The organism is Kitasatospora sp. NBC_01266 (assembly GCF_036242395.1).
Lineage (GTDB): Bacteria > Actinomycetota > Actinomycetes > Streptomycetales > Streptomycetaceae > Kitasatospora.
In genome coordinates, this window is sequence record NZ_CP108458.1 from 1,134,208 (window position 1) to 1,153,464 (window position 19,257).

General features: G+C 73.0%; 19 protein-coding genes. 12 read left to right on the top strand and 7 right to left on the bottom strand.

Annotated features, from left to right (window positions below; translation table 11 throughout):
• The first annotated feature begins 60 nt into the window (after positions 1-60).
• Positions 61-777, top strand: coding sequence for an ArsR/SmtB family transcription factor (locus OG403_RS05100; protein WP_329561777.1), 717 nt, complete (start codon positions 61-63; stop codon positions 775-777).
• Between the two features lie 24 nt (positions 778-801).
• Here OG403_RS05100 and OG403_RS05105 read toward each other — a convergent pair whose 3' ends face one another.
• Entirely contained in the window at positions 802-1,356 is a 555-nt protein-coding gene (locus OG403_RS05105) for an NUDIX domain-containing protein (protein ID WP_329561779.1), read from the bottom strand.
• A 116-nt stretch (positions 1,357-1,472) separates the two neighbouring features.
• On the opposite strand from OG403_RS05105, the gene mmuM reads away from it, so the two are divergent.
• The 6 genes from mmuM to OG403_RS05135 all read left to right on the top strand — a co-directional run bounded on the left by mmuM (position 1,473) and on the right by OG403_RS05135 (position 8,520).
• Entirely contained in the window at positions 1,473-2,414 is a 942-nt protein-coding gene (gene mmuM / locus OG403_RS05110; protein ID WP_329572104.1) for a homocysteine S-methyltransferase, read from the top strand.
• A 232-nt stretch (positions 2,415-2,646) separates the two neighbouring features.
• Positions 2,647-3,411 (top strand): IclR family transcriptional regulator, encoded by a 765-nt coding sequence (locus tag OG403_RS05115; RefSeq protein ID WP_329561780.1) that lies wholly within the window; start codon positions 2,647-2,649, stop codon positions 3,409-3,411.
• A gap of 448 nt (positions 3,412-3,859) precedes the next feature.
• Positions 3,860-4,579, top strand: coding sequence for an MIP/aquaporin family protein (locus OG403_RS05120; RefSeq protein WP_329561782.1), 720 nt, complete (start codon positions 3,860-3,862; stop codon positions 4,577-4,579).
• A 62-nt stretch (positions 4,580-4,641) separates the two neighbouring features.
• On the top strand, positions 4,642-6,159 hold the full coding sequence (glpK, locus tag OG403_RS05125; RefSeq protein ID WP_329561784.1) for a glycerol kinase GlpK: 1,518 nt from the start codon (positions 4,642-4,644) through the stop codon (positions 6,157-6,159).
• 131 nt (positions 6,160-6,290) lie between these two features.
• A complete protein-coding gene (locus OG403_RS05130) occupies positions 6,291-7,886 on the top strand; it encodes a glycerol-3-phosphate dehydrogenase/oxidase (RefSeq protein ID WP_329561786.1) in 1,596 nt (531 codons plus the stop codon).
• Positions 7,887-7,989: 103 nt separating this feature from the next.
• Positions 7,990-8,520 (top strand): YbhB/YbcL family Raf kinase inhibitor-like protein, encoded by a 531-nt coding sequence (locus OG403_RS05135; protein WP_329572106.1) that lies wholly within the window; start codon positions 7,990-7,992, stop codon positions 8,518-8,520.
• A gap of 81 nt (positions 8,521-8,601) precedes the next feature.
• On the opposite strand, the gene OG403_RS05140 is transcribed toward OG403_RS05135, so the two are convergent.
• Both OG403_RS05140 and OG403_RS05145 read right to left on the bottom strand, forming a co-directional pair.
• Positions 8,602-9,048, bottom strand: a complete 447-nt coding sequence (locus OG403_RS05140; protein ID WP_329561788.1) for a nitroreductase family deazaflavin-dependent oxidoreductase — start codon at positions 9,046-9,048, stop codon at positions 8,602-8,604.
• Positions 9,049-9,247: 199 nt separating this feature from the next.
• A complete protein-coding gene (locus tag OG403_RS05145) occupies positions 9,248-10,153 on the bottom strand; it encodes a LysR substrate-binding domain-containing protein (protein WP_329561789.1) in 906 nt (301 codons plus the stop codon).
• 127 nt (positions 10,154-10,280) lie between these two features.
• Between OG403_RS05145 and OG403_RS05150 the strand changes: the two genes are divergently transcribed.
• Positions 10,281-11,204, top strand: coding sequence for a reductase (locus OG403_RS05150; protein WP_329561790.1), 924 nt, complete (start codon positions 10,281-10,283; stop codon positions 11,202-11,204).
• Here OG403_RS05150 and OG403_RS05155 read toward each other — a convergent pair.
• On the bottom strand, positions 11,141-12,412 hold the full coding sequence (locus tag OG403_RS05155) for a helix-turn-helix domain-containing protein (protein ID WP_329561792.1): 1,272 nt from the start codon (positions 12,410-12,412) through the stop codon (positions 11,141-11,143). The genes OG403_RS05150 and OG403_RS05155 overlap by 64 nt on opposite strands.
• 148 nt (positions 12,413-12,560) lie before the next feature.
• On the opposite strand from OG403_RS05155, the gene OG403_RS05160 reads away from it, so the two are divergent.
• Genes OG403_RS05160 through OG403_RS05170 form a run of 3 tightly spaced genes read left to right on the top strand, consistent with a single transcriptional unit; the run spans position 12,561 to position 14,699 of the window.
• Positions 12,561-13,865, top strand: a complete 1,305-nt coding sequence (locus OG403_RS05160; RefSeq protein ID WP_329561794.1) for an alkyl sulfatase dimerization domain-containing protein — start codon at positions 12,561-12,563, stop codon at positions 13,863-13,865.
• Positions 13,849-14,265, top strand: coding sequence for a hypothetical protein (locus OG403_RS05165; protein WP_329561795.1), 417 nt, complete (start codon positions 13,849-13,851; stop codon positions 14,263-14,265). Before OG403_RS05160 ends, OG403_RS05165 begins: the two co-directional genes overlap by 17 nt.
• A complete protein-coding gene (locus OG403_RS05170) occupies positions 14,262-14,699 on the top strand; it encodes a cytidine deaminase (RefSeq protein WP_329561797.1) in 438 nt (145 codons plus the stop codon). The genes OG403_RS05165 and OG403_RS05170 overlap by 4 nt, the downstream gene beginning before the upstream one ends.
• Positions 14,700-14,886: 187 nt before the next feature.
• Here OG403_RS05170 and OG403_RS05175 read toward each other — a convergent pair whose 3' ends face one another.
• Positions 14,887-15,636 (bottom strand): SDR family oxidoreductase, encoded by a 750-nt coding sequence (locus OG403_RS05175; protein WP_329561799.1) that lies wholly within the window; start codon positions 15,634-15,636, stop codon positions 14,887-14,889.
• A gap of 159 nt (positions 15,637-15,795) precedes the next feature.
• Between OG403_RS05175 and OG403_RS05180 the strand changes: the two genes are divergently transcribed.
• A complete protein-coding gene (locus OG403_RS05180) occupies positions 15,796-17,163 on the top strand; it encodes an aspartate aminotransferase family protein (protein WP_329561801.1) in 1,368 nt (455 codons plus the stop codon).
• 144 nt (positions 17,164-17,307) lie between these two features.
• On the opposite strand, the gene OG403_RS05185 is transcribed toward OG403_RS05180, so the two are convergent.
• Entirely contained in the window at positions 17,308-18,684 is a 1,377-nt protein-coding gene (locus tag OG403_RS05185) for a GntT/GntP/DsdX family permease (protein ID WP_329561803.1), read from the bottom strand.
• Positions 18,681-19,250 carry a gluconokinase gene (locus OG403_RS05190; RefSeq protein WP_329561805.1) on the bottom strand — a complete coding sequence of 190 codons (570 nt, stop codon included), beginning with the start codon at positions 19,248-19,250 and terminating at the stop codon, positions 18,681-18,683. Before OG403_RS05190 ends, OG403_RS05185 begins: the two co-directional genes overlap by 4 nt.
• Positions 19,251-19,257: the final 7 nt, after the last annotated feature.

The window sequence follows — 19,257 nt, forward strand, 5'->3', positions numbered from 1 at the left end:
CCCAACGTAGGAGGCCGACAGTTCGGCGGCGGCCGAAGCGTCGGCCGGGAGAATGGAGCCATGGCGAAGCGAGAGTCGGTGGACGGAGCCCCGCAGCTGGCGAAGGTGGCCGGGCTGCTGGCGGACGGCACCCGGGCGGCCTTCTGCCTGGCACTGCTGGACGGGCGGGCCTGGACGGCCGGTGAGCTGGCCCGGCACGCCGGGGTGGCGCCGGCGACGGCGAGCGAGCACCTGCACCAGCTGGTGGCGGGCGGGCTGCTGGCCGAGCAGCGCCAGGGGCGGCACCGCTATCTGCGGCTGGCCGGGCCGGCGGTGGCCGAACTGATCGAGCAGTTGGTCGCGTTGGCTCCGCACTCCGCCGCTCCCCCGGCGCCGCGCTCGCTCTCGGCCGCCGGGCGGCAGCACGCGCTGGCCCGGGGGCGGACCTGCTACGACCACCTGGCCGGGAGTGTCGGGGTGGCGATCTTCGACGCGATGGCCGAGCGGGGGCTGCTGGAGCAGGCGGGCGGGCTGCGGCTGACCGGGGACGGGGCGGCCTGGCTGGACGAGCTCGGGGTCGGCGTCCCGAGCGGCGGGCGGCGGCCGGCGGTGCTGGCCTGCGTGGACTGGACTGAGCGGCGCCCGCATCTGGCGGGCGCGGTCGGCGCGGCGCTCTGCCGGCACGCGTTGGCGGCGGGCTGGGTGGTCCGGATCGGCAGCACCCGCGCGGTGGCGGTCACGGAGGGCGGGCGGCAGGTGCTGCGGGAGCGGCTGGGGGTTGCCGCGACCGCGATCTGACGTGGCGCCGGGGCTGTGGACCGGTCAGTCGCCCGCCCGGTACTCCCCCGCGAACCAGGCCTTGGCCACGTTGGTGTGGAACGGGAAGGCCAGCTGGATCGGCTCGTCGATCAGCTGCCAGCCCTCGGTCTCGTCGGTGGGGACGGAGGGCGGCAGGGCCGCCAGCTCCTGGGCCGGGAGCAGCGCGAAGAGGCAGAGGAAGCCGCCCGCGCTGTCGGAGTCGGTGGCGACCAGGGTGACGTCGGCGGCGTCGGCGTGGATGCCGGTCTCCTCGCGCAGCTCGCGCACGGCGGCCTGCTGCCAGCTCTCGCCGTAGTCGACGTAGCCGCCGGGCAGGGCCAGCAGGCCGTAGCCGGGCTCGATGGTGCGGCGGATCACCACCAGGCTCTGGCCGCCGTCGGGGCGGTTGACCGGGAGCAGGCTGACCGTGACCGGCAGCGGGTTGCGGTAGCTGATCTCACCGCAGCCGACGCAGGTGCGCGGCCAGCCGGTGGTGCCGGCCGGGTAGGCGGTGCCGCACCAGTGGCAGTGCGCCCAGGGGCCGAAGGTGGCGGGGCGGGCGGCCTGGTGAGTGGTCATGAGGTGGATCGTAGTCCGGATGGCCGACGGCGGAGCTACCGTGCGGGTGGGAGGTGGTGGCGGTGTGGCCTGCTGGTGAGCGGAGCGCGTTCGGGCGGGCGCTGGCGGCGGGTCCGCTGGTGCTGGACGGCGGGCTGTCGAACCAGTTGGCCGCCGCCGGGTACGACCTGGACGACGGGGCGCTCTGGTCGGCGCGGCTGCTGGTGGACGCGCCCGAGGCGCTGGTGGCCGCGCACCGGGCGTACTACGCGGCCGGCGCCGAGGTGGTGATCACGGCCGGCTACCAGGCGAGCTTCGCGGGGTTCGCCCGGCGCGGGATCGGGCGGCGGGCGGCCGAGCGGCTGCTGGCGTCGAGCGTGGCGCTGGCCCGGGTGGCGGGGGATGGTGCGGCCGGCGACGGCGCGGCCAGCGACCGCGCGGAGGACGGCTCAGCAGGCGACGGCTCAGCGAGCGACGGCGCGGCCGGCGACGGGCGGCGGCGCTGGGTGGCGGCGTCGGTGGGGCCGTACGGCGCGGTGCTGGCGGACGGCTCGGAGTACCGGGGCCGGTACGGCCTGAGCGTGACCGAGCTGGAGCGCTTCCACCGTCCTCGGCTGGAGGTGCTCGCGGCGGCCGGGCCCGACGTGCTGGCCCTGGAGACGGTGCCGGACGTGGTGGAGGCGCGGGCGCTGGTGCGCGCGGTGCGGGGTCTGCGGGTGCCGGCCTGGCTCAGCTACACCGTGGCGGGCGGGCGGACCCGGGCCGGGCAGCCGCTGGCCGAGGCCTTCGCGGTGGCGCGCGACGCGCCCGAGGTGGTGGCGGTCGGGGTGAACTGCTGCGCGCCCGAGGAGGTGGCCGAGGCGGTGCGGATCGCCGCACGGGTGACCGGCAAGCCGGTGGTGGCCTATCCGAACAGCGGTGAGCGCTGGGATCCGGCCACCCGGCGCTGGCTCGGCGCGGCCACCGGCCCGGCGGACCTCGCGGCCGGCTGGATCGCGGACGGGGCGCGCCTGGTGGGCGGCTGCTGCCGGGTCGGGCCCGAACAGATCGCCCGGCTGCGGCAGCGGCTGGACGGCTGAGGCAGCAGCGGCCGGGGAGTTGGGCCGCAGGCCGGTGTCGCCGCCGGACCGCGAGGTGACGGCGAACAAAACGGCCGAGAACGGGTAGGCGACGTGCGAGCCCTCGGCCCCGCCTGGCAGACTCGGGACGATACGCCAGGAGTCGACATGACCACGATCTGTGCGACATTGTCGAACACGAGCCAGACTGCCTACCCGAACCGTCTGCCAGACTTGCCAGTGGAGGTCCCCCATGCCCGGCCCGATCCAGTCGCTCTCCCGGGCCGCCGCGATCATGCGCCTGCTGGCCGGCGGTGAGCGCCGGCTGGGCCTGAGCGAGGTGGCCACCTCGCTCGACCTCGCCAAGGGCACCGCCCACGGCATCCTGCGCACCCTGCAGCAGGAGGGCTTCGTCGAACAGGACCCGGAGAGCGGCAAGTACCAGCTGGGCGCCGAGCTGCTGCGGCTGGGCCAGAGCTACCTGGACGTGCACGAGCTGCGGGCCCGCGCCCTGGTCTGGGCCGACGACCTGGCCAGGGCCAGCGGCGAGACGGTCTACCTCGGAGTGCTGCACCAGCACGGGGTGCTGATCGTGCATCACGTCTTCCGGCCCGACGACACCCGCCAGGTGCTCGAGGTGGGCTCGATGCACCCGCTGCACAGCACCGCGCTCGGAAAGGTGCTGCTGGCGTACGACCCGGTGGCCCGGGGCGAGTTGAGCGAGGGCCCGCTGCAGGCGTTCACCCCGCGCACGCTGACCGAGCTGGAGGACATCGACGCCGAGTGCGCGCTGATCCGCGAGCGCGGCTGGGCGGACGCGATCGAGGAGACCTGGGAGGGGGTGGCCTCGATCGGCGCGCTGATCCAGGACCGCCGGCGCAACCCGGTGGGCGCGGTCTGCGTGAGCGGCGCCGTGGAGCGGGTCTGCGAGGACGGCTTCGTGCGACCGCAGTTGGTCGCCTCGGTGCGCGACGCGGCCCGGGCGATCTCCCGCGACCTGGGCGCCGGGCGGTTCTGAGCGGGGTTCTGAGCGAGGTCTGAGCAAAGGGCGAACACGCAGGCCGGGAGCGATCCGGCAGGGCGCCGGGTGGTGACGGAGGGTGGACAGGATTCCTGTCCACCCTCCGCCGTTCTGTCCATGTTTCCGCCTATTCCGGCACCGGCTTCGCGGGGCCGCGGGCCCGGGCGGGCGAGTGGAGGGTCACAGGGAGGTCACCCGGCCTTGACGTAACCGCCGACAAGGGGAAAACTCCCGCATAGCGGTCGACAATGTCGAACGGTGGCCGCCGGAAGGTACGAGCTCAGCCCGATCATCCGTCCACCGCTCGTCCCGCCGCCGCAGGGCCGCATCCCAATGACGGGAAGCCCGAACCCGCCACGGTCTCCCCCGCCGTGGCACTCTCCCCCACCGTGCCTGCCACGGGCTCGGCCCACTAGGCACCGGCCATTTGGACAAAGGAGTCTTTGTGTCCGCCTTCTCGAACGGCGATGTCTTCGTCGGCGAAACGCTCGGCACGGCCGCGCTGATACTCCTCGGCGGTGGCGTCTGCGCCGCCGTCACGCTGAAGAAGTCCAAGGCCCAGAACGCCGGATGGCTGGCCATCACGTTCGGCTGGGGCTTCGCGGTGATGATCGCCGCGTACATGGTCGCCCCGAAGTCCGGTGCCCACCTGAACCCGGCCGTCACGCTGGCCCTCGCCGTCAAGAGCGGCGACTGGAGCCAGGTGCCGCTCTACCTCGGCTCCCAGCTGCTCGGCGCGATGATCGGCGCCGTCCTGGTCTGGCTGACCTACCTCGGCCAGTTCCAGGCCAACGAGGAGCCCACGCTGGGCATCTTCTCGACCGGTCCCGAGATCCGGAACCCGATCCAGAACCTGCTCACCGAGATCATCGCGACCATGGTGCTCTGCATGGCGATCCTGACCCAGGGTCTGACCAAGGGCGTCGGCCTGTCCGGTGTCGGCGTGCTGATCACCGCCTTCACCGTGGTCGGCATCGGCCTCTCGCTCGGCGGCCCGACCGGCTACGCGATCAACCCCGTCCGCGACCTCGGCCCGCGTATCGTGCACTCACTGCTGCCGATCCCGAACAAGGGCGGCTCGGACTGGAGCTACGCCTGGATCCCGGTCGCCGGGCCGGTCATCGGCGGGCTGCTCTCCGGCCTGCTCTACAAGGGCCTGTTCTAGGACATCGCGCCGAGCGCGCCGACCACCCCCACCCAACCCTCAGAGCCGAGGACTTGACGCACATGACCGCGAACTACATCGCCGCGATCGACCAGGGCACCACCTCCAGCCGCTGCATCATCTTCGGCGCCGACGGCCGGATCGTCTCCGTCGACCAGCAGGAGCACCGCCAGATCTTCCCGCAGCCCGGCTACGTCGAGCACGACGCCGCCGAGATCTGGACCCGGGTGCAGTCCGTGGTCCGCGGCGCGCTGGAGAAGGCGAACCTGACCAAGGACGACATCCGCGCGATCGGTATCACCAACCAGCGCGAGACCACCGTCCTGTGGGACCGGAACACCGGTGAGCCGGTGTACAACGCGCTGGTCTGGCAGGACACCCGCACCGAGGCGCTCTGCCGCGAGCTGGGCCGCAACGTCGGCCAGGACCGGTTCCGCCGCGAGACCGGCCTGCCGCTGGCCAGCTACTTCGCCGGCCCGAAGATCCGCTGGCTGCTGGACAACGTCGAGGGCCTGCGCGAGCGCGCCGAGGCCGGCGACATCCTGTTCGGCACCATGGACACCTGGGTGATCTGGAACCTCACCGGCGGCGTCAACGGCGGCAAGCACGTCACCGACGTGACCAACGCTTCGCGCACCATGCTGATGAACCTGAACACGCTGGCCTGGGACGAGTCCATCGCCAAGTCCATGGGCGTGCCGATGAAGGTCCTGCCGGAGATCCGCTCCTCCGCCGAGGTCTACGGCGAGGCCGTCGGCGACCTGGCGGGCGTCCCGGTCGCCTCCGCGCTCGGCGACCAGCAGGCGGCGCTGTTCGGCCAGACCTGCTTCGACAAGGGCGAGGCCAAGTCGACCTACGGCACCGGCACCTTCCTGCTGCTCAACACCGGTGACAAGGTCGTCCACTCGTACAACGGCCTGCTGACCACGGTCGGCTACCGGATCGGCGACCAGGCTCCGGTCTACGCCCTGGAGGGCTCGATCGCGGTCACCGGCTCGCTGGTGCAGTGGCTGCGCGACCAGCTCGGGATCATTTCCACGGCTGCCGAGATCGAGACCCTGGCGAACACGGTCGAGGACAACGGCGGCGCCTACTTCGTGCCGGCCTTCTCCGGTCTCTTCGCCCCGTACTGGCGCTCCGACGCCCGCGGCGTGATCGCCGGTCTGACCCGGTACGTGACCAAGGGCCACCTGGCCCGTGCCGTGCTGGAGGCCACCGCCTGGCAGACCCGCGAGGTCGTCGACGCGATGGAGAAGGACTCCGGCGTCACGCTGACCGCGCTCAAGGTCGACGGCGGCATGACCTCCAACAACCTGCTGATGCAGAACATCGCCGACGTGCTGAACGCCCCGGTCGAGCGCCCGTTCGTGGCCGAGACCACCGCGCTGGGCGCGGCCTACGCGGCCGGACTGGCCGTCGGCTTCTGGAACGACCTGGACACCCTGCGGGCCAACTGGCACCGCGCCGCCGAGTGGACCCCGCGGATGGACGAGGCCACCCGGGAGCGCGAGTACAAGAAGTGGCTCAAGGCCGTGGAGCGCACCATGGGCTGGGTGGAGGAGGACGACCAGGAGAGCTGAGCACATCGCCGGCCGGGGCAGCGCCGCCCCGGCCGGCTCGCGAGTTTTCCCCGGCCTCGGTGAGACGAGGCCGAACCGCACTTCGAGAGGAGACCCGGCACCGCCCGCACCGCGGCGCCGGAACACACACCATGGCAACCATCCCGACCCTGGGCGCCGAGCGCACCCCCGGCCGCACCGCTTCCCGCGCCGAGACCCGTGAGCTGCTGGGCAAGGCCACCTACGACCTGCTGGTGATCGGGGGCGGCATCCTCGGCACGGCCGTCGCCTGGACCGCCTCCCAGGCGGGCCTCAAGGTCGCCATGGTGGACGCGGGCGACTTCGCGGGCGCCACCTCCAGCGCCTCCTCCAAGCTGGTCCACGGTGGTCTGCGCTACCTGCAGACCGGCGCGGTCAAGCTGGTCGCGGAGAACCACAAGGAGCGCCGGGCGCTGGCCACCGACGTGGCCCCGCACCTGGTCAACCCGCTGACCTTCTTCGTCCCGGTCTACAAGGGCGGCCCGCACAGCGCCCCCAAGCTGGGTGCCGGCGTCTTCCTCTACTCCGCGCTGTCCGCCTTCCGGGACGGCATGGGCCGGGTCTCCACCGCCGCGCACGCCGCGCAGCAGGTGCCCGCGCTGAAGACCGAGGGCCTGCGCTCGGTCGCGGTCTACGGCGACCACCAGATGAACGACTCGCGGGTCGCCGTGATGACGGTGCGCGCGGCCGTGGACGCCGGCGCCGTGGTGCTCAACCACGCCGAGGTGACCGGCCTGCGGTTCACCGGTACCCGGGTGACCGGCGCGGACCTGAAGGACCGGCTGGACGGCACCGAGTTCGGTGTCAACGCCCGCCTGGTGCTGAACGCCACCGGCCCCTGGGTCGACCACCTGCGCGCGATGGAGGACGCCGGCGCCGCCCCGTCGATCCGCCTCTCCAAGGGCGCCCACGTGGTGGTCAAGCGCCGCGCCCCGTGGCGCGCCGCGCTGACCATCCCGATCGACAAGTACCGCGTCTCCTTCGCGATCCCGTGGGAGGACCACGTCCTGCTCGGCACCACGGACGAGGAGTACACCGGCGACCCGCGCGACGTGCGGGCCACCGAGGCCGACATCAACCAGATCATGGACGAGGCCGGCCACGCGATCAAGGACGAGCACCTGGACCGCGACCTGGTCACCTACTCCTTCGCGGGCCTGCGGGTGCTCCCCGGCGGCCCCGGCGACACCGCCGCCGCCAAGCGCGAGACCGTGGTGACCGAGGGTCGCGGCGGCATGCTGTCGGTGGCCGGCGGCAAGTGGACCACCTACCGGCACATCGGCCGCACCGTGCTGGCGAAGCTCTCCCACGTGCGCGGCACCGGCATCGCCGAGGACATCTCGCCGATCGCCGCGACCGTCCCGCTGCCGGGCGTCGGCGCGCCGAACGCGGTCGCGCACCGCCTGCTGGTCGACCGCGAGCCCGGCTCGCGGATGGAGCCGCTGGTCGCCAAGCACCTGGCCAGCCACTACGGCACGCTCTCCTTCGACATCGCCCGCCTGATCGCCGAGGACCCGGCGCTGGGCGACCCGATCCACCCGGACGGCCCGGACGTGTGGGCGCAGGTCGCCTTCGCGGCCGACAACGAGTGGGCCTACACCCCGGACGACGTGCTGCGCCGCCGCACCACCATGACGGTGCGCGGGCTGGACACGCCGGAGATCCAGGAGCAGGTCGCGGAGTTCCTGGCCAAGCGGAACCAGGGCTGACGGCACGACAGCTGACGGTCCGTGACCGGCCGGGCGGCCACCCCCACCGGGGTGGCCGCCCGTCGTCTAGGCTCGGAGCGCCCCGTCCCGACCTTCAGGAGGCATCCCCGACGTGACCAGGCCACCGCTTCCGCACGACTTCCAGCGTCCCGTTCCGAGCTTCACCGTGACCAGCACCGACCTCACCGACGGCGGCGTGCTGCCCACGGCCCAGGTGCTGGACGGCGGCAACACCTCACCGCAGCTGAGCTGGTCGGGCTTCCCGCCCGAGACCCAGAGCTTCGCGGTCGCCTGCTTCGACCCCGACGCCCCGAGCGGCAGCGGCTGGTGGCACTGGGTGGTGTTCGACATCCCGGCCTCCGTGACCTCGCTGCCGACCGGCGCGGGCAACGGCGACTTCGCGGGTCTGCCGGCCGGCGCGGTCCAGGCGCGCAACGACTACGGGATGAAGGACTTCGGCGGCGCCGCCCCGCCGACCGGGCACGGCCCGCACCGCTACGTCTTCTCGGTGACCGCGGTGGGCAGCGAGAAGCTGGGGCTGGACGAGGACGCCTCGGCGGCGGCGATCGGCGCCACGCTCGGCTTCAAGGCGGTCGGCCGCGGCACCATCATGGCGACCTACGAGAACAAGTAGTCGGCCGGTCTTCGCGGTTGGCGTCGGGCGGGGGCCTTCGGACCCCCGCCCGACGCGTGCTGGGCGGGCTGGGCGCCGGGCTCAGCTGGGGCCGGCCGCCGGCTCCAGCACGAAGACCGGGATCACCCGGTCCGTCTTCTTCTGGTACTCGGCGTAGTCCGGCCAGGCCTGCACGGCGCGGTCCCACCACTGCGCCCGCTCGTCGCCGGTCGCCTCCCGGGCCGTCATCTCCTGGCGCTTCGGGCCGTCCTGCAGTTCGACCCCCGGGTGGGCGACCAGGTTGAAGTACCAGGTCGGATGCTTGGGCGCGCCGCCCTGCGAGGCCACCACGGCGTACCGCCCGCCGTGCTCGACCCGCATCAGCGGATTCTTGCGGATCTTGCCGCTCCTGGCCCCGAGGCTGGTCAGGATGATCACGGGCTTGCCGCGCATCGTCGTCCCCTCGGTGCCGCCGGAGGTCTCGTAGGTGGCCACCTGGTCGCGCACCCACTGCTCCGGGCTCGGCTCGTACTCGCCGGTAAGAGGCATGCTGTTCCCGTCCCACTAGCGGAGGACTCACGGCGGCTGACGCGGGGTCAGCCGCCTCAGGCCCTCGGATGGATCTGCCGCCTCCATGATTCACCAGAAGGCCGCGGCCCGGTGGGAGGTCAGCAGGTCGCGGCGCGTGCTCGGCGGCGCCGCGGGAGCCGCATCGGGAGGAGCGGACCGCGGTGGGGCGGTCGGCCGGTCAGCGGGCCGCCGCCGCGCTCCGCACCAGTGCGGCCAGCAGCGCCCCGGCGAGCGGCTGCGGGCGGGCCCGGCGGGCTGTCGCCACCCCGATGTGGCGGGCCGGGCCCGGTGGGTCGAGCGGGACGACGGCCAGCTCGGGGGTCGGCGGGACGAGCGCGATCCCGGGGATCAGCGAGACGCCCACCCCGGCGCCGACCAGGGCCTGGGCGAAGAAGTAGTCGGTGGTGGCCGCCGCGACCGCCGGCTCGAAGCCGGCCCGCTCGGCATAGCCGGCCAGCAGTGCCCTGGTCTTCAGGCAGCCCAGCACCCAGCGCTCCGACATGAGTTCCGCCAGCTCCAGGCCGGCCCGGTCGGCCAGCCGGTGATCGCGCGGCAGGACCACCGACAGCGGGTCCACCAGCAGGGGCGTCCAGTCCAGGCCGGAGCGGTCGCCGGGCCGGAACGGCCGCGACAGGTCGAAGTGGTAGGCGAGGGCCAGGTCGGCGCGGCCTTCGCGGACCATCGGCAGGGTCTGCTCCGGCTCGCCCTCCAGCACGGTGAGCTCGACCTCGGGATGCTCGGCGACGAACCGGCTCAGTGCCGCCGGCAGCAGCTGCCGCCCGCCGCTGGTGAAGGTGGCGACGGTGAGCCGGGGACGGGCCAGGGCCAGCCGGTCGATCTGCTCCTGGGCGTGGTGCAGCTCGGCGTTGATCGCCTCGGCCGCCTCCACCAGCAGCCGTCCGGGCTCGGTCAGCGTGACGCCCCGGGTGCTGCGCTCCACCACGGCGGTGCCGAGCGTGCGCTCCAGGGCGGCGATCTGCTGCGACACCGCCGAGGGTGTCAGCAGCAGCGCGGTGGCGGCCCGGTTGAAACTGCCGTGCCGGGCCACCTCGCGCAGGATCCGCAGGCGTTGGACGTCGATCACCAGGTTTCCTTATGACGGGGTGAGCAGATCACCACTTCTGCTGCTGGTCAGTCTCGGGGAGGCTCGGGGCACAGCACAAGCACGGCCGCGGTCGCGCTGACGAGAAGCTGACGGAGAAGAGGAAGCGATGCAGCAGGTGGCCGTCATCGGAGGCAGCAGGTACTTCGGTCGGCAGGTGGTCCGGCAACTGCGGGAGGCGGGTGCCGAGGTCACCCTGATCAACCGGGGCTCGGCTCCCGCACCGGACGGGGTGCGCCACCTGATCGCCGACCGCGACGACGCGCGGAGCCTGCGCGCGGCGCTGGGCGGGCGCGAGTTCGACGTGGTGCTCGACCAGGTCTGCGGGACGCCGCTGCAGGCGGCGGTGGCCCGCGAGGTCTTCCGCGACCGGGTGGCCCGCTATGTGATGACCTCGACCATCGAGGTCTACGACCCGGCCACCGACGCGTCGATCACCCCGAGTCCGCCCGACCGCCCGGTGCGGGAGGAGTCGATCGACCTGGCGAACTGGCCGGTCCGCCCCGAACTCCCTTGGCAGGATCCCGCGTTCCGCGAGACGCAGTACGGCGAGGGCAAGCGTCAGGCGGAGGCGGTCTTCGGACGCGATCCGGTCTTCCCGTTCGCCTCGGTGCGCTCGGCGCACGTCCTGGGCGGAGGACCGGCCGACTTCACCGGCCGACTGCGGCACTACGTCCAGCGGTTGCGCCAGGGCCGCCCCATCGACGTCCACCGGGTGAACTTCCGCTCCTCCTTCACCCATCGGCACGAGATCGCGGACGTCCTGGTGTGGGCCGCGGGTTCGGACTTCACGGGCCCGGTGAACGCCCGTGCGCACGGCGAGTTCGACGTGGTCGAGCTCTGTGCGCGGATCGCGGAGCAGGGCACACCAGCGCCCCGCTACCGCACGGTCGAACCGGGCGCCACGGCCTCACCGTTCGCCTTCGACCGCTACTACGGGATGGACAACTCCCGGGCCGAGCGGCTCGGTTACCGATTCTCCCGGAGCGCCGACTGGCTGTCCGGGGTGATCGCCGAGGAACTCGCCGGCTGACCCGGCCGGTTCACCCCGCCGAGCCGGCGCAGCGTGAGGGCGGCGCCGAAGAGCTGGACGCCGTGGGTGGTGTGCGGGTCGACGGCGGTCAGCCGGGTGATCCGGGCCAGGCGGTTGTCGACGGTGTTGGGGTGCACCTGGAGTGCCTGGCCGGTGCGGCGCCGGTCGAGGTCGCAGGCGAGGAAGGCGGCGAGGGTCGTGAGCAGGTCGGCCTGCCGCTCCAGCGGCTCCAGCAGTGCGGTCAGTTCGGCGGCGCTGTCGGCCGGTTGGGCCAGGTGGTAGTCGAGCAGCAGGTCCTGGATCCGGTACGCCCCCGGGGCGGGCGCGATGGCCGCGAGCCGGCGGGCCCGCGCGGCGGCGGCCGGGACGTCCGCCGGTGTCGCGGCCCGGGCGGTGCCCACGATCGGCGGCTGCGGCAGGCCGGTGGCGAGCTGCCGGACCAGGTCGGCGTGGCGGGTCCCGCCGGGCAGCAGGAGGTGGCCGCCGGCCTCGTCCGGCAGGCTGAGCGCGCGGCCCTCGGCCAGCGGGGCGAGCCGCGCCACCACCTGGCGGAGCAACCGCCGTACCGCCACCGGCTCCTGGGCCGCCTCGGCGCCCCTGCCGCCAGCGGCGGCGCGCACGCTGAGGACCAGGTAGCCGGGTTCGAGCACCAGGCCGTAGCGGTCGGCCACCTGCTCGGGCGCCTCGCCGTGGATCAGCGCCCGCGCCAACTCGCGGGCGGCCACCTGCTGGTCGGCCAACGCCGCGAGGTAGGCCTCGGTGACGATCTCGACGGTGGCGTTGAGCGCCGTGAGCTGCTGACGGCCCAGTCGGAGCAGCGCGGCCTCCTCGCCGGGGCGGGCCACGGCACTCAGCGCGTCCATCAGCCGCTCCACGCCGATGTGGTACGACCTGAGCAGCTTGGCCAGCGAGACGCCCTCCTCGGCGCGCTGGGCCGCTCGCTCCCGGAAGACTTCGGCGTCGTTCTCGGAGTACGGCAGCCCCTGGGCGTAGCGCAGGAAGCCGCGGATCGCGTGGCGGGTGGTGGCGGCGATCTCCAGGTCGCGCATGTCGCCGGGGAGCCGGTCGAAGCCGGGGATCTCGGCCCGCTGGCGCTCCACGATCTCCCTGGCGAGCTGGTTGACCCGCGGTTCGAGGCGGGCGGCGAGCCGCCTCGCCTGCTCGCGTACCCGGTCGTCCGCCGGAGGCGACTCGTCGCGTTGTGACATGTCACAACGATACGGCGCCCGGGGTGTTGGCCCGGCCGGTTGTCCGGGTCCCTGGGACGGGTGAGGGTGAGGCACGGGCGAGCGGATCTTCGCCTCGCGCTGTCACCGGGCCAGGGTGCCCGGGCGATCCGACAGAACAGGACGTGACATGGGCTTCTCCCTCACCGAATACGCCGACCAGGTCTGGCACGGCGCGGTCGACGACAGCATCGCGCACACCGGTCAGGCCGGCTCGGGAGTGATCGAGGTGATGGACGGCGTCGGCTGGTACCCGGGCTTCGGCAATGTGATCACCTTCCGCACCGGCGGTGAGATCCTCCTGTTCGACACCGGCAACCCGCTGACCGCCGGCCCGCTGCACCAGGCCGTGCGCGCGTGGAGCCCGGACCCGGTGGGCACCGCGATCTTCTCGCACGGGCACATCGACCACGTCTTCGGGATGGGCGCGTTCGACGCCGAGGACGCCCCCCGACCGACCGTGATCGCCCAGGAGCGGATCGGCGAGCGGTTCGACCGGTACCTGCTGACCAACGGGTACAACGCCGTGATCAACCAGCGGCAGTTCCAGGCGCCGAGCCTGACCTGGCCGACCGAGTACCGCAGGCCGGAGCTGACCTACCGGGACGGGCTGACCCTGACCCGGGGCGGGCTGACCTTCGAGCTGTTCCACGTCCGGGGCGAGACCGACGACGCGACCGTCGCGTGGATCCCCGAGCACCGGATCCTGTGCCCCGGCGACATGTTCATCTGGGTGACCCCCAACTGCGGCAACCCGCAGAAGGTGCAGCGCTACCCGCGCGAGTGGGCACTGGCGCTGCGCCGGATGGCGGCGCTCGGCGCGGAGATCATGCTGCCCTCGCACGGCGCCCCGGTCTTCGGCGCCGAGCGGATCCGCCAGGCGCTCACCGAGACCGCCGAATGGCTGGAGAGCCTGATCGAGCAGACCCTGGACGGGCTCAACTCCGGTGCCCGGCTGGACGACCTGGTCCAGTCGGTCCGGCCGCCCGCGCACCTGGCCGACCGGGTCTACCTGCAGGCCAAGTACGACGAGCCGGAGTTCATCGTGCGCAACCTGTGGCGCGGCTACGCCGGTTGGTACGACGGCAACCCGGCCCACCTCAAGCCCGCCCCCGACGCCCGACTTGCCGCCGCGCTCGCCGAACTGGCGGGCGGCGCGCGATCGCTGACGGAGGCCGCCCGGCGCTGGGCGGACGCCGGCGAGCTGCGGCTGGCCGGCCACCTGGCCGAACTGGCGGTCCAGGCCGCGCCGGAGGACGCCGCCCTGCACACGGTGCGCGCCGAGGTCAACGAGGCCCGCGCCGCGGCGGAGGACTCGCTGATGGCGCGGGGCATCTTCAGCTGGGCCGCCGCCGAGTCGCGGCGGCTGGCGGGCGGGGACGCGGACGCGGTGGACGGGCCCGCAGCGGGGTTGCTGGGTGCGGGGGACCAGTAGCCGGGGGCAGGCCTCCCCGAACAGCGTCCGGATCGCCTACGCGGTCGGCGGGCTGCTGTTCGGGGCCGCCTGGGCCCTGGGCCGTGGGGATCCGTGGTGGGAGCACCTGGTGCGTGTCACGGTCCTGCTGCTGGCCGTTGTGCCGCCGGCCCAGCTGCTGCGGCGCCGCCAGGCCCGGCGCGGGGGCGCGCGGCCCGGCCGGCAGGTGCCGATCGGCCGGCTCGTGCTGGCCAAACTGGTGCTGCTGGCCGTGGCGTTGGCAGCCGGCGCGCTGCTGGGCCGGTACCTGGCCGACCCCGACCTGCCGGTCGCGGCGGGCATCACGCTGGTGGTCGCCTTCGGCGGACCCCGCTACCACCGCCGTCAGACCGAGCGGGCGCGCGTAGCATCCGGTGAATGACCATCGATCAGGAAGTCGATCAGGAACTGGTGGATGCCGCCATCGCGTTGGCGCGGGCCCGGTTTCCCGGTCAGGAGTGGTCGGGAGCCGCGGCACTGCGTCTCGATGACGGCTCGGTCCTCACCAGCATCGCGCCGGACTTCCCGAACAACGCCGTGCGCCTGTGCCATGAGACGGGCGCCATCTGCGAGGCGTTCAAGCTCGGGCGGCGCGTGGTGGCCTCGGTCTGCGTGACGCTCGCCGACCAGGGGCGCGGGTACTGGATCCTGGCGCCGTGCGGCGTCTGCCAGGAGCGGCTGTTCGCCCACGGCCCCGACGTGGCGGTCGCGGTGCCGCAGGGCGCCGACCCGCGCCACTGGCGCTCGCTGCGGTTGCGGGAGGTGCAACCGCACTGGTTCGGGCGGGTCTTCCCGGAGGACGGGTGGCCGTACTGAGCGCGCGAGTCCGGGCCGACCGGGTCGGACGGCCACCTGTGCGCACAGGTTCGTCCGGAGATTCTGGCACCTCCAGGCCAACGCGGAGGTATTCGGCCATAGTTCCGCAGTGCGGCATGGGTCCGGCCACCCCGGGACATTCCTAGTAGCTGTTCGGTGAAATTCAGGTGACACGAGAGCTCGAAGGTCAGCCCCGACCGAGGTAGGGCATGGCACTCGGCATCACGGTGACCAACGGGATGTTCACTCCGAGGGGCAGGGCCGCCATGGTCACCACCATCTCCGCCACGTGGCGCACGTCCATGGTCGGTTCGACCCGGAGGCTGCCGTCGGCCTGCCGTGCGGCGGGCTGGTCCCGGTCGGCCGGCGTCACATTGCCGATGTCGATCTGGCCGCAGGAGATGTCGTAGCGGCGGCCGTCCAGGGAGAGCGACTTGGTCAGGCCCGCCACCGCGTGCTTGGCGGCGGTGAAGGCGATCGAGTCGGGCCGCGGGACGTGGGCGGAGGGGGCACCGTTGTTGATGATCCGCCCACCGCGCGGCGACTGCTCCTTCATCATCCGGTACGCGGCCTGGGCGCACAGGAAGCTGCCGGTGGCCACCGAGCCGAGCACCCGGTTCCAGTCGTCGAAAGCGAGGTCCTCGGTGGGGGTGGCCGGTATGGTGTCGGCCGCGTTGTTGAACAGCAGGTCGAGCCGGCCGAAGCGCAGCGACACCTCGGCGAAGAGCTCGCGCACCGCCCGCGGGTCGGTGATGTCGGTGGTGACCGGCACCATCCGCCCCGCCGGCAACGGCCCGGCCAGCCGGGCGGTCTCCTCCAGCGGGTCCTTGCGGCGGCCGACCAGGACGACCGACCAGCCGGCCGCGGCCAGGGCCGACGCGCAAGCCCGGCCGATACCGCTGCCGGCCCCGGTGACCACCGAGATCTTCGCCACCATGGGAACAACTCCTGTCAAAAAGTGCGAACATGACGAACAATCAGTTTCCGGACTGATGCCGATCGCCGTCAAGAGCACCTGGATCGGGCCCGATCAACCGCATGACCCCGCCGGGCGATCCGGCCGCCCGGATCCGAACCACTGTGACAGGAAGAGCGGATGACCACTCAGCAGACCTTCGACGCCGTCCCCGCAGCCGGCGCCCCGGTCGGTCCGAGCACCGGGACAAGCCGGGCTCTGTTCGAGCGCGCCAGGAACTCGCTGGCCGGAGGTGTCAGTTCGTCCTCCCGGATCACCTCGACCGGTCCGTATCCGTACCCCCTGTACATCGAACGCGGCTCCGGCGCCCACATCTGGGACGCCGACGGAAACGAGTACCTGGACTTCCTGGCCTCCTACGGCAGCGCCGTCCTCGGCCACGCCGACCCCGCGCTCACCGCGGCGCTCGGCGGCGTGCTGGCAACGGGCACGATGTTCGGCACCTGCAACCGGCCGGAGATCGAACTCGCCGAACAGATCCGGAAGATGGTCCCCTGTGCCGACCTGGTGCGGTACGCCAACTCCGGATCGGAGGCGATCCAGGGCGCGATCCGGGCGGCCCGCGGCTTCACCGGGCGCTCGAAGATCCTCAAGTTCGAGGGGCACTACCACGGCTGGGTGGACGCGCTGGCGGTCTCCAACCGGCCCACCGCCGCCGAACTGGGCCCCTACCAGGCACCCGCAGCCGTGCCGCACTCCGCCGGAATCCCGGCGGGCGTGGTGGCCGACGTGGTGGTCTGCCCGTGGAACGACCCGGCCGCGCTGCGCACGGCGCTGGACGCCCACCGCGGCGAGATCGGGACGGTGATCTGCGAGCCGATCGTCGCCAACAACGCCTGCACCATGCCGGATCCGGGCTTCCTGGAGACGCTGCGCGCGGAGTGCACCGCACGCGGGCTCGTGCTGATCTTCGACGAGGTCTGCACGGGCTTCCGGACCGGCCCCGGCGGCGCGCAGTCGCTGTTCGGCGTCGTCCCCGACCTGGCGGTCTACTCCAAGGCGCTCGGCGGCGGCCTGCCCATCGCCGCCTTCGCCGGGCGGGCGGACATCATGGACGAGGTCGCCGCCAACCGGGTCAAGCACGGCGGCACCTACAACGGGTCACCGCTGTGCGCCACCGCCGCCCTGGTCACCCTCACCCGGCTCGCCGACCCGGCCGTCACCGACCGGATCGACACGGCCGGCCGGCGCCTGATGACGGCCCTCCGCCGGGCCGGCCGCGACCACGGCGTGCCGTGCGCGGTGCAGGGCGTCGGTGCGATGTTCCAGGTGGTGTTCTCCGCCGACGGCGCGCCGACCCGGCAGTACCGCGACACCCTCGCCCTGGACCAGCAGCGCTATGCCGCCTTCCGGCACGCCCTGCTGGAGCGCGGCGTCCACGTCAACGGATACGGGCTGGCCTGCTGGTTCGTCTCGGCCGCGGTGACCGAGGAGGACATCGAAGCGGCCTGCGCGGCCATCGACGAGGCGTTCGCGCTGATCGGCTGACCGGGAGCGAACGAGCGGGCTGCCGCCGGCCGGGCCGAAGCGGCAGTTCGCGTCGGGCAGTTCGCGTCGGGCAGTTCGCGTCGGGCGACGCGCGGTTGGCGGCATGCGTTCGGCGGCATGCGTTCGGCGGCATGCGTTCGGCGCTCAGATGACCAGGCTCAGCGGCAGGATCAGCGCGATCGCCACCACCGAGATCACCGTCTCCATCACCGACCAGCTCTTCAGCGTCTGCCCCACGCTCATCCCGAAGTACTCCTTCACCAGCCAGAACCCCGCGTCGTTCAGGTGCGAGAAGAAGAGCGACCCCGCCCCCACCGCCAGCACCAGCAGCGCCGTGTGCGAGGTGGACATCCCCACCGCCAACGGCGAGACGATGCCCGCCGCCGTGATGGTGGCCACCGTGGCCGAGCCGGTGGCCAGCCGGATCAGCACCGCGATCAGCCAGCCCAGCAGCAGGGCCGAGATGTGCAGCCTGGCCGCCCAGTGGCTGACCGCGTCTCCCACGCCCACGTCGACCAGGGTCTGCTTGAAGCCGCCGCCGGCGCCCACGATGAAGACGATGCCGGCGATCGGGCCGAGCGAGGAGGCCACCGTCTCGGAGATCCGCGCCCTGCTGAAGCCGACCGCCCGGCCCAGCGTCAGCATCGCCAGCAGGACGGCCGCCAGCAGCGCGATCAGCGGCGAGCCGATGAAGTCGAGGATCCGCTGGAGGTGGTCCTTCGGGTCGTCGATCGCCACGTCCGCCAGCGCCTTGGCGAGCATCAGCACCACCGGGAGCAGGATGGTGGCCAGCACCGCTGCGAAGGACGGCGCCGGGCCGGAGCGGTCGGGCTCGCTCGCGACCACCTGAGGCGGCGTCAGCGGTCCGACCCAGCGCTCGGCGACCCGGGCGAAGAGCGGGCCGGCGATGATCAGCGTGGGCACCGCGATCAGCAGGCCGAGGGCCAGCGTGACGCCGAGGTTCGCCTTCAGCGCGTCGACCGCGACCAGCGGGCCCGGGTGCGGCGGAATCAGCCCGTGCAGCACCGAGAGACCGGCCAGCGCCGGGATGCCGACCCGGATCACGCTCAGGTTCCCCCGCCGGGCCACCAGCAGCACGATCGGGATCAGCAGCACCACGCCGATCTCGAAGAAGAGCGGCAGCCCCAGCACCGCCGCGATCAGTGCCATCGACCACGGCAGCAGCCGCGCACTCGACCGGGCCAGCACGGTGTCCGCGATGATGTTCGCGCCGCCCGAGTCGGCCAGCAGCTTGCCGAGCATCGCGCCCAGGCCGATCAGCAGACCGACGCTGGTCACGGTGGCGCCGAAGCCGGTGGAGAAGCTGTTCATCAGCTGGTCGAAGGGCGCGCCGGCGAGGACCGCGAGCAGGCCCGAGCCCACCGTCAGGGCGAGGAAGGGGTGCAGCTTCAGCCTGCCGATCGCCAGCACGATGACGCCGATGCTGGTCAGCGTGGCGACCAGCAGCCGTCCGTCACTGTGGGTGTGCGGCAGGGCGGCGGCGAGGAGATGGGGGGTCAATCGAGGTCTCCGTTGACGGGCCGCAGCAGGGTGACGGCCGACTCGACGAGTTCGTGGGGGGTGTGTCCGCCGAGTTCCAGGACCGCGCCGCGTTCGTCCGGCTGGAGCGGTTCGAGCAGGGCGTACTGGGAGTCGAGCAGCGAGGGCGGCATGAAGTGGCCGGTGCGCAGCGCGATTCGGCCGGCGACCAGGCCGCGGCTGCCGTCGAGGTGCAGGAAGAAGGCGGCGGGGCAGCCCTCCCGCAGGAGGTCACGGTAGCGGCGCTTGAGCGCGGAGCAGGTGACCACTCCCCCGGTGCCGGCCTCGCCGCGTTCGCGCAGCCAGCCGGCCAGGGCGCGCAGCCAGGGCTCGCGGTCGGCGTCGTCCAGCGGGATGCCGGCACTCATCTTGGCGATGTTGGCGGCGGGATGGAAGTCGTCGGCCTCCGCGTAGGGCAGGCCGAGGCGGTCGGCCAGCAGCCGCGCGATCGTGGTCTTGCCGACGCCGGAGACGCCCATCACCACGATGAGCGGACGGGCCCGGGACGACCGGTCGCCGTCGCGGTGGTTCTCGTCGCTGAGAGCCATGGGTTCT